Annotated in this window: 14 protein-coding genes; 10 read left to right on the top strand and 4 right to left on the bottom strand. The window is 63.7% G+C overall.

Going from position 1 to position 13,909, the window contains the following annotated elements:
- Positions 1 to 31: 31 nt before the first annotated feature.
- Positions 32 to 274, bottom strand: a complete 243-nt coding sequence (locus FFS21_RS25970) for a hypothetical protein (RefSeq protein ID WP_249359653.1) — start codon at positions 272 to 274, stop codon at positions 32 to 34.
- Between the two features lie 440 nt (positions 275 to 714).
- Here FFS21_RS25970 and FFS21_RS25965 point away from each other — a divergent pair, with 440 nt between their 5' ends.
- The 5 genes from FFS21_RS25965 to FFS21_RS25945 all read left to right on the top strand — a co-directional run bounded on the left by FFS21_RS25965 (position 715) and on the right by FFS21_RS25945 (position 4,721).
- The gene (locus FFS21_RS25965) at positions 715 to 2,028 is read left to right on the top strand and encodes an MFS family transporter (protein WP_137927586.1); all 1,314 of its coding nucleotides are present in this window, start codon (positions 715 to 717) and stop codon (positions 2,026 to 2,028) included.
- A gap of 133 nt (positions 2,029 to 2,161) precedes the next feature.
- Positions 2,162 to 2,458, top strand: a complete 297-nt coding sequence (locus tag FFS21_RS25960; protein ID WP_137927585.1) for a hypothetical protein — start codon at positions 2,162 to 2,164, stop codon at positions 2,456 to 2,458.
- A complete protein-coding gene (locus FFS21_RS25955) occupies positions 2,439 to 3,185 on the top strand; it encodes a Fic/DOC family protein (protein ID WP_137927584.1) in 747 nt (248 codons plus the stop codon). Before FFS21_RS25960 ends, FFS21_RS25955 begins: the two co-directional genes overlap by 20 nt.
- Positions 3,186 to 3,257: 72 nt before the next feature.
- Positions 3,258 to 4,217 (top strand): LysR family transcriptional regulator, encoded by a 960-nt coding sequence (locus FFS21_RS25950; RefSeq protein ID WP_137927583.1) that lies wholly within the window; start codon positions 3,258 to 3,260, stop codon positions 4,215 to 4,217.
- A 30-nt stretch (positions 4,218 to 4,247) separates the two neighbouring features.
- A complete protein-coding gene (locus tag FFS21_RS25945) occupies positions 4,248 to 4,721 on the top strand; it encodes an aminoacyl-tRNA deacylase (RefSeq protein WP_137927582.1) in 474 nt (157 codons plus the stop codon).
- A 21-nt stretch (positions 4,722 to 4,742) separates the two neighbouring features.
- Here the strand turns inward: FFS21_RS25945 and eutC are convergent, their stop codons facing one another.
- Together eutC and FFS21_RS25935 are read right to left on the bottom strand one after the other, a co-directional pair.
- Positions 4,743 to 5,516: an ethanolamine ammonia-lyase subunit EutC gene (gene eutC / locus FFS21_RS25940; protein ID WP_137927581.1), complete on the bottom strand. Its 774-nt coding sequence runs from the start codon at positions 5,514 to 5,516 to the stop codon at positions 4,743 to 4,745.
- A 24-nt stretch (positions 5,517 to 5,540) separates the two neighbouring features.
- The gene (locus FFS21_RS25935; RefSeq protein WP_137927580.1) at positions 5,541 to 6,923 is read right to left on the bottom strand and encodes an ethanolamine ammonia-lyase subunit EutB; all 1,383 of its coding nucleotides are present in this window, start codon (positions 6,921 to 6,923) and stop codon (positions 5,541 to 5,543) included.
- 219 nt (positions 6,924 to 7,142) lie between these two features.
- Between FFS21_RS25935 and FFS21_RS25930 the strand changes: the two genes are divergently transcribed.
- On the top strand, positions 7,143 to 8,207 hold the full coding sequence (locus FFS21_RS25930; protein WP_137927579.1) for an AI-2E family transporter: 1,065 nt from the start codon (positions 7,143 to 7,145) through the stop codon (positions 8,205 to 8,207).
- A gap of 72 nt (positions 8,208 to 8,279) precedes the next feature.
- On the opposite strand, the gene FFS21_RS25925 is transcribed toward FFS21_RS25930, so the two are convergent.
- Complete coding sequence (locus FFS21_RS25925) at positions 8,280 to 8,984, bottom strand: FadR/GntR family transcriptional regulator (protein WP_249359651.1); 705 nt, start codon at positions 8,982 to 8,984, stop codon at positions 8,280 to 8,282.
- Between the two features lie 149 nt (positions 8,985 to 9,133).
- Between FFS21_RS25925 and FFS21_RS25920 the strand changes: the two genes are divergently transcribed.
- From FFS21_RS25920 to FFS21_RS25905, 4 genes are all read left to right on the top strand, one after another.
- Positions 9,134 to 9,907 (top strand): (Fe-S)-binding protein, encoded by a 774-nt coding sequence (locus tag FFS21_RS25920; RefSeq protein ID WP_137927578.1) that lies wholly within the window; start codon positions 9,134 to 9,136, stop codon positions 9,905 to 9,907.
- 5 nt (positions 9,908 to 9,912) lie between these two features.
- Positions 9,913 to 10,632: a LutC/YkgG family protein gene (locus FFS21_RS25915; RefSeq protein WP_137927600.1), complete on the top strand. Its 720-nt coding sequence runs from the start codon at positions 9,913 to 9,915 to the stop codon at positions 10,630 to 10,632.
- The gene (locus FFS21_RS25910) at positions 10,629 to 12,074 is read left to right on the top strand and encodes a LutB/LldF family L-lactate oxidation iron-sulfur protein (protein WP_137927577.1); all 1,446 of its coding nucleotides are present in this window, start codon (positions 10,629 to 10,631) and stop codon (positions 12,072 to 12,074) included. Before FFS21_RS25915 ends, FFS21_RS25910 begins: the two co-directional genes overlap by 4 nt.
- Before the next feature lie 68 nt (positions 12,075 to 12,142).
- Positions 12,143 to 13,855 carry a lactate permease LctP family transporter gene (locus FFS21_RS25905; protein WP_137927576.1) on the top strand — a complete coding sequence of 571 codons (1,713 nt, stop codon included), beginning with the start codon at positions 12,143 to 12,145 and terminating at the stop codon, positions 13,853 to 13,855.
- Positions 13,856 to 13,909: the final 54 nt, after the last annotated feature.

The following is a 13,909-nucleotide window of genomic DNA, read 5'->3' as shown; positions in this document are numbered from 1 at the left end:
CAGGAATATTTGACAATACTCTTCGGACTGTCTATTCGTCACATTTGCGGCGTGCCAGCGCTTCCCGCGTATAGCCGAACATCACGCGCAACTGATGCTCGATGGCATCGGCCTGGTCGAGGCAGGCAAACACCAGATCGTCCTTGAATTTCTGCGTCACACCTTTCAGGCGCGGGGCTTCGTACGAAATCCGGCGTGCGCGGCAACGCATCTCCAGCAAGTCTGCTTCGGAGGCAGTGCGCAGGCTTGCCTGATGGACGCGATCGCATTGCACGAGATCGGGCTCGGCGCAGACAAGCGCCGGCGCCAGCAGCAATGGGAAAAGAAAAAATCGGACCGGAATCATGGAACAAGGAGATTGAAAGGCTCGCCATGCAGAATCGCTCTGCATCATTGCGCAGCCCGCGGCACCGTGCAAGCTAACCGCATGACGTTATGCAGACCAGTGAAATTTTTCGTCGACGCACGGCGCAATAGGAAACTCTTTCCACCTGGCGGAACAATCCCCTGCAAACCCGCTACTGGCAAGGGCTATGCTGGAGGTCTCTCCGGAGTCAGACGCTGCCCCCATGGGCGATCGGCGGATTCCACGATAGGCTAACCACGCAAACGGGCATCCCGGGATGCGTCCCCCGCCGGATTCCATGCCGGACACGCACCCTCGCCCAGTTCCCATTCAGCGGTGCCAGCACGCCGCCAAGACCATAAGCACCTATGACAGACATCGCCTCTCCCGCCAACGTCGGCTCGCCACCCACCGCTGAAGAAACCAGAAAACGCGTCTTCGCGATCGTCGCCGCGTCGTCAGGCAATCTGGTCGAGTGGTTCGACTTCTATATCTACGCGTTCTGCGCGATCTACTTTGCGCCGTCGTTCTTTCCGAAGGCCGACCCGACCGCACAGTTGCTGAACACCGCAGGCGTGTTTGCAGCGGGCTTCCTGATGCGCCCCATCGGCGGCTGGCTGTTTGGCCGCATCGCTGACCGCAATGGCCGCAAGAACTCGATGCTGATCTCCGTGATCATGATGTGCTTCGGCTCGCTGCTGATTGCCTGCCTGCCCACGTATGCGGCCATCGGCAACTGGGCGCCCGCCCTGCTGCTGGCGGCACGGCTGCTGCAAGGGTTGTCCGTGGGCGGTGAGTACGGCACCACCGCCACGTACATGAGCGAAGTGGCGCTCAAGGGTCGGCGCGGCTTCTTCTCGTCGTTCCAGTATGTGACGCTGATCGGCGGCCAGTTGCTGGCCGTGCTGGTCGTGGTGATCCTGGAGCAACTGCTGACCGAAGCCGACCTGAAGGCCTGGGGCTGGCGCATTCCGTTCGTGGTAGGCGCCATCACGGCAGTTGTGGCCCTGCTGCTGCGCCGCACGCTGCATGAGACCAGCACGGCCCAACAACGCAACAGCAAGGAAGCCGGCAGCGTGACCGAACTGTTCCGCCATCACAAGGCCGCGTTCTTCACGGTGCTCGGCTATACGGCAGGCGGCTCGCTGATCTTCTACACGTTCACCACGTACATGCAGAAGTTCCTGGTCAACACGGCGGGCATGCCGATCAAGACCACGAGCTACGTGATGACAGGCTGCCTCTTCCTCTACATGTGCATGCAGCCGATCTTCGGCGCGTTGTCGGACCGCATCGGCCGCCGCAACAACATGCTGCTGTTCGGTGCACTGGGCGCACTGGCCACGGTGCCGATCCTGACCGCACTCAAGACCGTGTCGAGCCCCGAACTGGCCGGCCTGCTGATCTGCATCGCGCTGGCTATCGTCAGCTTCTACACGTCGATCAGCGGCATCGTGAAAGCCGAGATGTTCCCGCCCGAAGTGCGTGCGCTGGGCGTGGGCCTGGCCTACGCCGTGGCCAACGCCATCTTCGGCGGCACCGCCGAATACGTGGCACTGGGCCTGAAGTCCATCGGCCACGAAAACACGTTCTACTGGTACGTCACCGGCATGATGGTCCTGGCCTTCCTGGTCAGCCTGCGTCTGCCGCGCCAGGCGAAGTATCTGCATCACGAGCATTGAGACCTGGCCCTGCGCCAGTTCTACGCATCGCATCACGGCCCGCCTTTCAGGCGGGCCGTTTGTTTTTGCGGCGATTGACCGACAGGACCAAACCCTATAATTTGGACCTGTTTCTCAACTCCCTCGATCCGCAATGGGACAACTTCGGGCTCCAAAGACGCTTCCCGCAGAGCTTGATGCACTGCCGGTGGAACACGTCAGCGAATACGTTCTCGAATTCGCCCGCGCTCACCACATCGAGTTCTCCCGCTCAGGTGTGGACGACTGGTCCGAGGCCGTCACCCGGGCGGCCGGCGACGACGTGGCGCTCGATGCCACCGAAAAGCTCCTGGTGACGCTCAAGAAGCAGCAGTTGATCAGCGGTCGCCAGATGGCACGGCTGATGACGAACCATATGCGTGAGCGCAAGCATGTTCGACCCGTTCAGTGATTTCGAGACTGCGGGTTATCTCAGAAATTTTGAAGGACTCAAGGACCCCGACGAGATCAAGGTTCAGGAGCATGCATTCTTCGAGGCCAACCTTGAGGAAGCGCTGGATCGCCTGAGCAATCATAACGGCCCACTGGCATACCAGCATTTCCTTGAAGTGCACGCGATTCTCTTCCAGGACTTTTACCCTTGGGCCGGACAGGACCGCCACATGCTGGACGTGGGCCGCCTCGTCGAGAAAGGCGATGTGCAGTTCGAAGTTGCGGAACGCAGCCGCCAGGCAGTGGAATGGGGACTGCGCATGGGCAACGATACCCGGACCATTCGGCTGAAGCCAGGTGCAGTCATGGGAGCGTTTGCCTGGGGCCATCCGTTTCTCGATGGCAATGGCCGTACGATGCTGCTGGTACATACCGCGCTCTGCGCACGCGCGGGATTCTCGATCGCCTGGCAGCTGACGCGCAAGAATGAGTACTTGCGGGCTTTGACGGCCGAGATCAGGACACCGGACCAAGGTGCACTCGATGAATATTTCAGGCCGTTGATTTCGCCGATGTCGTCCAGAGACGACTGGTTGTCACAGATCATCGCACTGCCCGGCCTTGATGGCAGCCAGATGGATGAAAACGTTGCTTATCAGGCAAACGACGCTGATGCTGTCGAGCGATATACCGAAGCTGCCCGAACTCGGGCACAAAGCCTCGATCCATCCAACAGCCAACCGTGAACTCCATGGCAAACTAAGGGGCCTTCGGGCCCCTTACTCTTTTCCAGCCCCGCAACCCGCCGCGTCCGCCTCATGGATCTCAATGCCCTGCGCCTGTTCGTCGATATTGTCGACGCCGGGAATCTCAGCGCCGCTGCGCGCAAGCTCAAGATGACGCGTGCCAATGTCAGCTATCACCTGAAGGCGCTGGAAGAGGAGCTTGGGGTGCAGTTGCTGCGCCGGACCACGCGTCATGTGGAACCCACGCCGGTGGGTGCCGGACTCTACGAGCATGGGCGCAACATCCTGGGCGAGGTGGCCGCCGCGAATGCGCTCATCAGCAGCATGGGCAAGAGCCTGCAGGGCCATGTGCGATTGTCCGTACCAACGGGGTTGGGTCATGCGATGCTCTCGCCGCTACTGGTGCAGTTCAAGCAGCGCTATCCCGACATCGTGCTCGATGTGGTCTTCGACAACCGCATCCACAACCTGGTCTCCGAGGATGTGGAGGTGGCGCTGCGCATCATCTCCACGCCGCCGGACTCCGTGGTGGCGACCGAGATCGGCACGGTGGACTGGGTGGTATGCGCCGCACCGTCCTATCTGGAGGGGCGCACGCAGCCCGCGCTACTGGCCGATCTGACCACGCATGCCATCGTCTGCGCCTCGCCGATCGGGCAGAAGCTCAAGATTGCGGGCGTGCGCGATGAAAGCGGTGGCAACAATGGCGGCGAACGCGAGCAGGTGGTGCTCGATCCGACGCTCAGTTCCGAGAACTTCGCGTTCCTGAAGGATGCCGTGGTCAGCGGCCTCGGCATCGGCATCTTTCCGCTCTATGCCGTGGCGGGTGACCTGGAGACTGGCACGCTGGTGCCGCTGCTCGACCACTACCGCATCAGTGTCTTCGGCAGCAAGCTGTTCATGCTGACGATGCCCAACCGCTACCAGACCATGGCAACGCGCTATCTGCTTACGTTCCTGAAGACGGAGTTGCAGGCAATCTGGCCTCGCGTCCGTGGCGCCAGTGCCTATAGTGAGAGCACCGAGGACTAGACGGCGCGGTGCGCCGAAGGAAGGCGAATCATGGCAATGGCAGGCACGCTGGCCGGCCGGCTCAGCCGGATGAACAGCCAGTTCGATATCGTGCATCACCCTTACAGCCTCAGCAGCATGGCCACTGCACAGGCTGCCCACGTTCCCGGCCACCGGCTCGCGAAAACCCTGCTGCTCGAAGACGAGAGCGGTTACGTGACTGCCGTGATCCCCTCGAATCATCATCTGCAGATGATGGCGATTCGAGACCTGTCAGGGCGCGATCTGGTGCTGGCGCACGAAGACGACATCCGCGAAGTCTTCAAGGATTGCGAGCTTGGCGCGATCCCGCCGTGCGGCATGTCGTACGGCATGCAGACCTATGTGGACGAAAGCCTGTTCGACGAACCCGAAGTCTGGTTCGAGGCGGGCGATCACATGGAACTGGTGCACATGGCGCGCGATCAGTTCATGACGTTGATGGGCGACGCGCAACGCGGCCGCTTCTCGCACGTCATGATGTAGGGCCGTCGATCCCGCGTCACGCTACCCCCCATCCGGCAGCGCCGCCCCCACACCGGCGCTGTCGTCTTTCAGATCCACGCCCGAGCGACCCAGCGCCACCGCACCGCGCAGCAGGAAGACCAGCCGGTCAGCCGCCTGCGCGTACGGCAGCCCTTCCGGTCGCACGTTCGAGATGCAGTTGCGCTGCGCATCGGTGCGTCCCACGCGCGGATCGTAGGTCAGGTAGATGCCGAGGCTATCCGGCGAACTGAGTCCAGGCCGCTCGCCAATGAGCATCACCACTTGCCGCGCGCGCATGCGTTCGCCGATGTCATCGCCCAGCGCCACGCGCGCCTGTTGTGCCACCACCACCGGGCCGATGTGCCATTGCCTCAATCTTGCAAGCACCGCCTGCAACATCGGCACGCCATGCCGCTGCGCGGCCAGCGCAGACAGACCATCGGCAATCACGAACACCACGTCGAATGGCGGCGTGCCCGGCTGCAAGGCTGCGGCCCCGGCATCGTCAAGTCGCCGTCCTAGATCGGGCCGCCGCAGATACGTTTCGCGATCCGGCGCAGCGCTATGCACCTGCAGCACGTCCTGCCCGGCCTCGCGCAATGCGGCATCCATCGCACGGACATCGAGCGGCAGATGCACCGCATCGCGCGCCTGGGCATGGGCCAGGCCGAAGGCAAGCACGGCGTCCGTGGTCTGCGCATGGCCCGTGCGTCCGATACCCACCCGGGCGCGCGTGAACCGGCGCAGGCGGCTCCACGGGTCGGCGGTCGTGATATCCGCTGGCGTGTCAGGCATTACAGTCTCCTGGCTTCAAAGGGATCAGATCGATGCCGCCATCGCCAGCAGTGGCTGCCGCGCGGCGGGTTCCAGCAGACGCCCTGCATCGTCGAGGATGCCCATGTGTTGCAGCCACGTCTCGAATTCCGGCGCTGGACGCAAACCCATCGTCTCGCGCAGGTAAAGCGCGTCATGGAACGCCGTGCTCTGGTAGTTCAGCATGATGTCGTCGGCGCCCGGCACGCCCATGATGAAGTTGATACCCGCCACGCCGAACAGCGTCAGCAGGTTATCCATGTCGTCCTGATCCGCCTCGGCGTGATTCGTGTAGCAGACATCGCAACCCATCGGCACGCCCATCAACTTGCCGCAGAAATGGTCTTCGAGCCCCGCGCGGATGATCTGCTTGCCGTCGTAGAGATACTCAGGGCCGATGAAACCCACCACGGTATTCACAAGCAGCGGTTCGAATCGGCGCGCCACGGCATAGGCGCGTGCCTCCATCGTCTGCTGATCCACGCCGTGATGCGCGTTGGCCGATAGCGCACTGCCCTGCCCTGTTTCGAAATACATGACGTTGTGCCCGACCGTGCCGCGCCGCAGCGACAACGCCGCCTGGCGCGCCTCGTCGAGCAAGGCCAGCGAGATCCCGAAAGCCTCGTTGGCCGCCTGACTGCCGGCCACGGACTGGAAGACGAGGTCCACGGGCGCACCCTGCCCGATGGCACGCAGCGTGTTGGTGACATGCGTGAGCACGCACGACTGCGTGGGCACCGCGTACCGTTCGCGAATATCGTCGACCAGTTTGAGTAGCGCAACGATGGCACCGAGGTTGTCGCTGGCGGGGTTGATGCCGATGGTGGCATCGCCACAGCCATACAACAACCCATCGACGATGGAAGCGGCGATGCCGCGCGGGTCATCGGTCGGATGGTTGGGTTGCAATCGCACCGAGAGTCGGCCCGGCAGACCAATGGTGTTGCGCAAGCGCGTGACGACGCGGCATTTGCGCGCCACCGCAATCAAGTCCTGGTTGCGCATCAGCTTGCTGACGGCGGCGGCCATCTCCGGCGTGATGCCGGGCGCTACGCGAGCGAGCGTGGCGGTATCGGTCTCGTGGCGCAGCAGCCAGTCGCGGAAATCGCCCACGGTCAGGCTGGCCAGTTCGGCAAACGCCGTGGGGTCGTGGCTGTCGACGATCAGTCGCGTGACCTCGTCGTCCTCATACGGCGCCACGGCTTCGTTCAGGCACTGCACGAGCGGCATCTCCGCCAACGCCATGCGCGCAGCCATGCGCTCCTCCTCGCTGCCTGCCGCCACGCCAGCCAGCGCGTCACCCGAGCGGGCCGGGCTGGCGCGCGCCAGCAACGTGCGCAGGTCGGCAAAGACGTGCCGGCGGGCGCCGACGGTGTGGGTAAATGCCATGGCGGTCGGTCTCCCGGCTGGTTTGCGCCGTCCGTTGCACTTCTTTCCAATATAGGCGACGAGGCGATGCAAGGTTCGCGCCCGAGCGCTGCCGCCGGGCAGGCCGGCAGTTGTCCGGTCATACTGACTTGCCATTGTTACGCGCCACATCGACAATCAGCGCCTGCCGTACCCTTTCCCCTTCTGCGCAACGCTTTCAGCAAGAACCTCAGCGAAAACATGTCCCGGCTGGATCCAGAACATCCGCAAGACCGCCTTGAAACAGGCGCCCCCTCCTTCTCCGCCGCCCCGCCGAGGCGTTGGTTCACCGTCACGGTCGCTTCCTACCTTGTTGTGGCTGGCGCGCTGCTGCTGGTGATGCAGGCCAATCTGGTGGCTGCGCTGCTGTCGGGCCTGCTGCTGTATTCGCTCGTAGATGTGCTGGCCCCCCGCCTGACGCATTCGCGCCGGGACGCCATTGCCGTAGCCATTTTGTCAGCCATCATCCTGCTGGCGCTGACCGGGGGGATCTGGGCGTTGATCCGCTTCCTCAACATCGACAGCGCCACCATCAACCGGCTGCTCGACCACGCCGCCGACATCATCGACCAGTCTCGCGCGCAGCTGCCGGCCTGGATCAGTGATTACCTCCCGAATGGCGTGGAGGAACTGGGCACCACGTTGATCTCCGCGCTGCGCGCCCACGCGCAGATGGCACAGAAGCTGGGCACCGACATCCTGCGCACGCTGCTGCATATCGTGCTGGGCCTGGTCATTGGCGCGATGGTGGCGCTCTACCGCGCCATCGCCCGACCCAACCGTCGCCCGCTGGCGGCGGCGCTCATCGACCGCGCGCGCACGCTGCAGCAATCGTTTGCGCAGTTCATCTTTGCGCAGATCCAGATCTCGCTGATCAATACGTCGCTGACCGCGGCCTACCTGCTGATCGTGATGCCGTTGTTCGGCCAGCACCTGCCGCTGTCGAAGACGCTGGTCGTCATCACGTTCGTTGCCGGGCTGCTGCCGGTGCTGGGCAACCTGATCTCGAATACGGCCATTGTGATTGCGTCGCTGTCGGTGTCGCTGCCGATCGCCATCGTCTCGCTGCTTTACCTCGTGGTCATCCACAAGCTCGAATACTTCCTGAATGCGCGGATCATCGGCGCGCGTATACAGGCCGCCGCGTGGGAACTGCTGACCGTGATGCTGGTGATGGAAACGATCTACGGCATCCCGGGCGTGATCGCCGGCCCCATCTTCTACGCCTACCTGAAGCGCGAACTGGTGAACGCCGAGCTGGTATAGCCGCAACGGCGATTTGTTAACTCGTTGATTCCATAGGGATGTCGTACGCAGAAATTGGTACGACCAATCTCGTTACGATTGGTCGCTTTCCACGCGACTACGCACGAAATCGATATGAGTCTGCATCGCCGTGCGGGCTTCTTCGGGCCGGCGTGACAGGATGGCGTCGCACAGCGTGCGGTGCTGAAGCAGCAGCAGGTCCGATGAATCGGCATCCGATTCGCGCAATCCAGTGCCATTGATGGTGATGTGCTCCCGCAACATGCCGATCACGCTGGTGTGCAGGTGCAGGAACATCGTGTTGTGTGAAGCCAGCGCAATGGCGTCGTGCAGTTTTGCATCGGCATCGGCCTCGGCGGCCTTGTCGTCGTCCGCGCGCGATGCCTCCAGCGCCTTCATCAACCCCCGTATACGTTTGAGGTCCGACGCGTCCGCGCGCAGCGCGGCGAAGTACGCCGTCGCGCCTTCCAGCACGCGCCGGAATTCGAGGATGTCGTCACGCAGCGCAGGATGGTCGGCTACCAACTGGCCCCAGGGCGACGCGATACCCGTGCGCAACTGATCGGTCACGTACACACCCGCCCCGCGTCGGCTTTGCAGCAGGCCCCGCGCCGCGAGGCGCTGAATGGCCTCGCGGATGGTGTTGCGCGATACACCATATTGCTCCGCCAGCAGACGCTCCGCAGGCAGGCGCGCGTTGACCGGCCACGTGCCGTCCAGCAACGCGGTCTCCATCCTGCGCATGATGTCTTCCACGCGGTTGCGCACCCCTCCCATCGCTCCTTCCTTTCTGTCTGCCAACGCGTCAAGACAAAATTGGCCCAACCAATTTGTACTCCGGCGCGAGAGCGGGAATTATGCGCTCAAAAATGTTGCCGCGCCCGCCCCAGACCGGAATGCGCAGCGGCGCCATCCGGAGGCAGACAATGCAATCCAGGCAATACCCCACAACCGCCCCGTCGCAGGTGTATCTGTTCGGCACCTGTCTCGTCGACCTGTTCGTCCCGCAAGCCGGCCTCGATGCCGTACGCCTGCTGGAGCGCGAAGGGCTGACTGTCCACTTTCCGCGCGGCCAGAGTTGCTGCGGCCAGCCGGCCTACAGCAGTGGCAATCCCGAGCAAGCGCGCAAGGTAGCGCGCGCGCAGCTCGACCTGTTCCGCGAGCCATGGCCGATCATCGTGCCGTCCGGCTCGTGCGGCGGCATGATGCGTCACCACTGGCCCACGCTATTCGCGGAGGATCCCGAGACGGCTGCACTGGCCAGCGACATCGCCAGCCGCACCTACGAACTCGCCGAATTCCTGCTCAACGTGCTGCATGTGCGCTTCGACGATCTGCCCGCTGGCGATCACGAGCGCGTGGTGCTGCACACCTCCTGCGCGGCGCGGCGAGAAATGGGGACGCGTGTGCATGGCGTGGCGCTGGTCGATGCACTGCCCGGCGTGACGCGCGTGGAGCACGAGCGCGAATCCGAATGCTGCGGCTTTGGCGGCACGTTCTCGCTCAAGCACGCCGATATCTCCGGCGCGATGGTGCGCGACAAGGTGGCCTCCGCCTGCGCCACCGGTTGCGACCGGCTGGTCTCCGCCGATTGCGGCTGCCTGCTCAACATCGGTCATGCAGCCGCCCATGCCGGCGCGCCGCTGCCCGTGGAGCATCTGGCGTCGTTCCTGTGGCGCCGCACCGGAGGTGCCGCATGACCGCGATGAGCGCACGCGAACGCATGCTCGGCCGCCTGCGGGCCGCCGTGCCGACATCGGGCCAATCGCTGGCCGCCGATACCGCCGCGCTTGATCGTCGCATCGATCAGCACTTCGATACGCGTCGCGGCGAGCGACCCTCCCTTTCCACGATGATGGTGTCGATGCAGGCCGCGCTCTCGGCCTCGCATGCGGATGTGATCTGTGCCGATGCCACAAGCTGGCCCGCGCGCGTTGCGCAACGTCTCGCTGACGCTGGCGTGCGCCGCCTGTTGCTCGACACACAGCGACCCGAAGGTGCAGCACTGGTCGCCGCGCTGCCCGCAAGCACATCCGCCGTGACCTTCGACTGCCCCATCGATACGTGGAAAGCCGAACTGTTCGACACCATCGATGCAGGCTTCACCGTCGCACGTTCCGGACTGGCCGCTACCGGCACGCTCATCGTGACGCCCGACAGTGGCTCGCCGCGCACGATGTCTCTTGTGCCGCCGATTCACATTGCGCTGGTGTATGCCTCCACGCTACATCCCGACCTGCATGGCGCGGTGCGCGCCGAAAACTGGGGCGCTGGGTTGCCAACCAATCTGGTGATGATCTCCGGTCCGTCGAAGACTTCCGATATCCAGCAGACGCTGGCCTACGGCGCGCATGGTCCGCGCCAGCTATGGGTGGTGATCGTCAACGACGTGGATGTCGCCCTGCAACCGGAGGCCGCGCAATGAGCCAGCAAACCCTGCACTTCGTGCCTTCGGCCGATTTCCGCGCACGCGCCCGCGAGGCGCTCGACGATCCCAAGCTGCGCAAGAGCTTTCGCGGTGCGATGGACTTCCTGCAGCAGAAGCGCGCCGTACAGTTTCCCGATGGCGATGAACTCGAACACCTGCGCGATCTCGGTGAAGCCATTCGCCAGCACGCGCTCGCCAATCTGCCTGACCTGCTGACGCAACTCGAAACCAACCTCACTCGCGCTGGCGTGCAAGTGCATTGGGCCGAGACTGCCGAGGAAGCAAACGCGATCATCCACGGTATTGCCCAGCGGCACGCCGCGAAACGCGTGATCAAAGGCAAGTCGATGGCCAGCGAGGAAATGGAGCTGAACCATTACCTCGCCGAGCGTGGCATCGACTGCATCGAGTCGGACATGGGCGAGTACATCGTGCAGATGGCTGGCGAAAAGCCCTCGCATATCGTGATGCCGGCGATCCACAAGACCAAGGCCGATATCGCCGCGCTGTTCGAGCAGAACATCCCCGACACGCCCTACACCGAAGATGTTGACGACCTGATCCAGACGGGTCGCCGCGCGCTGCGGCAGGCATTCGTGCAAGCCGATATCGGCCTGTCAGGTGTCAACTTCGCCGCTGCCGATACGGGCACGCTGTGGCTCGTGGAAAACGAGGGCAATGGCCGGCTCTCCACCACGGTGCCCGATGTACATGTGGCCGTGATGGGCATGGAAAAGGTTGTAGCGAAGCTTGCCCACATCGTGCCGCTCTCGAGCCTGCTGACGCGTTCCGCTACGGGCCAGCCGATCACCACATACTTCAACCTGATCTCCAGCCCGCGCAAACCGGGCGAGCAGGATGGCCCGCGTGAAGTGCACCTCGTGCTGCTCGATAACGGTCGCAGCCAGGCGTATGCCGACGCGCAGTTGCGCGCCACGCTGCAATGCATCCGCTGCGGCGCGTGCATGAATCATTGCCCGGTCTATACGCGCATTGGCGGCCACGCTTACGGCACCACGTATCCAGGCCCTATCGGCAAGATCATCTCGCCGCATCTGCTGGGTCTCGACGCCACGGCGGATCTCGCCACGGCATCGAGCCTGTGCGGCGCGTGCGGCGAAGTGTGCCCCGTGCGCATTCCGATTCCGCAATTGCTGGTGCGCCTACGCACCGAATCGAATCGTGATCCCGACGAGGCCGTGCCGCATCCGCTGAAGGGACAAGGCGCGAAGTTCAGCCGACGCGAGCATCTGGTCTGGCGCTTCTGGAGCGGCGCGTTCGCGCATCCTGCTGCGTATCGCGTGTTCCGCTGGGCCGCCACGCGCCTGCGCGCGCTGACGCCGTCTGCGCAGATGGGATGGACGCAGCATCGCAAGCCGCTCACGCCCGCGCCAAAGAGCCTCTCGGATCTGCTGGCCGAACGCGACCAACCCGAGTAGCGGCACGCCACGCGCGCAGCCGCCGCACAAGAGTTCAAAGAACCGACACACCACCAAGGAGACCACCAGTGCAAGCCTGGACCCAGATCTATACGCCGCTCGGCAGCCTGTGGCTGTCCGCGCTCGCGGCGGCCATCCCCATCATCTTCTTCTTTGTCGCGCTGGCCATCCTGCGCATGAAGGGCCATGTGGCCGCCGCCATCACGCTGGCGTTGGCACTGGCCGTGGCGATCCTCGCCTATGGCATGCCCGCACCGCAGGCGCTGGCCGCAGCCGGTTTTGGCTTTGCGTATGGCCTGTGGCCGATTGCGTGGATCATCGTCACGGCGGTGTTCCTCTACAAGATCGTCGTGAAGACCGGCCAGTTCGATGTCATCCGCGCATCGGTGCTGTCGATCACCGATGACCAGCGACTGCAGATGCTGCTGATCGGCTTTGCATTCGGCGCGTTTCTCGAAGGTGCGGCAGGCTTCGGCGCGCCGGTGGCGATCACGGCTGCGCTGCTCGTCGGCCTGGGTTTCAATCCGCTCTACGCTGCCGGCCTTTGCCTGATTGCGAACACGGCACCCGTGGCGTTCGGCGCGATGGGTATTCCGATCATCGTCGCCGGGCAGGTGACCGGGATCGATCCGATGCATATCGGCGCGATGGCAGGCCGTCAGTTGCCACTGCTCTCGCTGGCTGTGCCGTTCTGGCTCGTTTTCATGATGGATGGGTGGAAAGGCGTGCGCGAGACGTGGCCCGCTGCGTTCGTGGTGGGTGGCAGCTTTGCCGTGACGCAATACTTCACGTCGAACCATATCGGGCCGGAACTGCCGGACATCACCTCTGCACTGGTGAGCCTGATTTCGCTGGCCGCGTTCCTGCGTATCTGGCAACCGCGTTCGGCATCGCAAACGGCTGGCGGTTCCGTCGGTGCGGGCGGCACGATTGCGATGGCTGGCATGGGTGGCGGAATGAGTGGCGGCATGGGGACACCGTCGCAACGCAAGGCGTCGCCGTACACGTTCGGGCAGACCGTGCGCGCCTGGGCGCCGTTCGGCATCCTGACCGCCATCGTTACGGTGTGGAGCCTGCCGTCCTTCAAGGCACTGTTCGCCGCCAACGGCGCGCTGGCCGGCACGGTGCTGAAGTTCAAGGTGCCGATGCTCGATCAGCTCGTCATCAAGACCGCACCGATCGTCGCTTCGCCCAAGCCTTACGAAGCCGTGATGAAGCTCGATCTGCTGTCGGCGGTGGGCACCGCGATCCTGCTGACGTCGATCATCTCGGTGATTCTGCTGCGCATGAAGCCACGCGACGCCATCACCACGTTCTTCGAAACGCTGCTCGAACTGCGCCGCCCGATTCTCTCGATTGGACTGGTGCTCGCGTTTGCATTCGTCGCGAATTACTCGGGAATGTCTTCGACGCTGGCGCTGCTGTTGGCCGGCACGGGCGCGGCCTTCCCGTTCTTCTCGCCGCTGCTGGGCTGGCTCGGTGTGTTCCTGACCGGCTCCGATACGTCTTCAAACGCGCTGTTCTGCTCGCTGCAACACACCACCGCGCATCAGATCGGCGTCTCGGACACGCTGCTTGTTGCAGCCAACACCACGGGCGGCGTCACCGGCAAGATGATCTCGCCGCAATCCATTGCCGTGGCCTGCGCGGCAACAGGACTGGTGGGCAAGGAGTCGGAACTGTTCCGCTTCACCGTGAAGCACAGCCTGCTGTTTGCGTTCATCGTGGGGGTGATCACGATGGTGCAGGCGTATTGGTTGACGGGGATGATTCCGGGGTAAATCAGCTCCCCTCTCCCGCATGGCGGGAGAGGGGTTGGGGGAGAGGGCCAGCCG

The sequence above is a fragment of the Cupriavidus sp. 2SB genome, from assembly GCF_005503625.1.
Classification (GTDB): domain Bacteria; phylum Pseudomonadota; class Gammaproteobacteria; order Burkholderiales; family Burkholderiaceae; genus Cupriavidus.
This window is presented reverse-complemented; position numbering and strand designations above follow the sequence as displayed.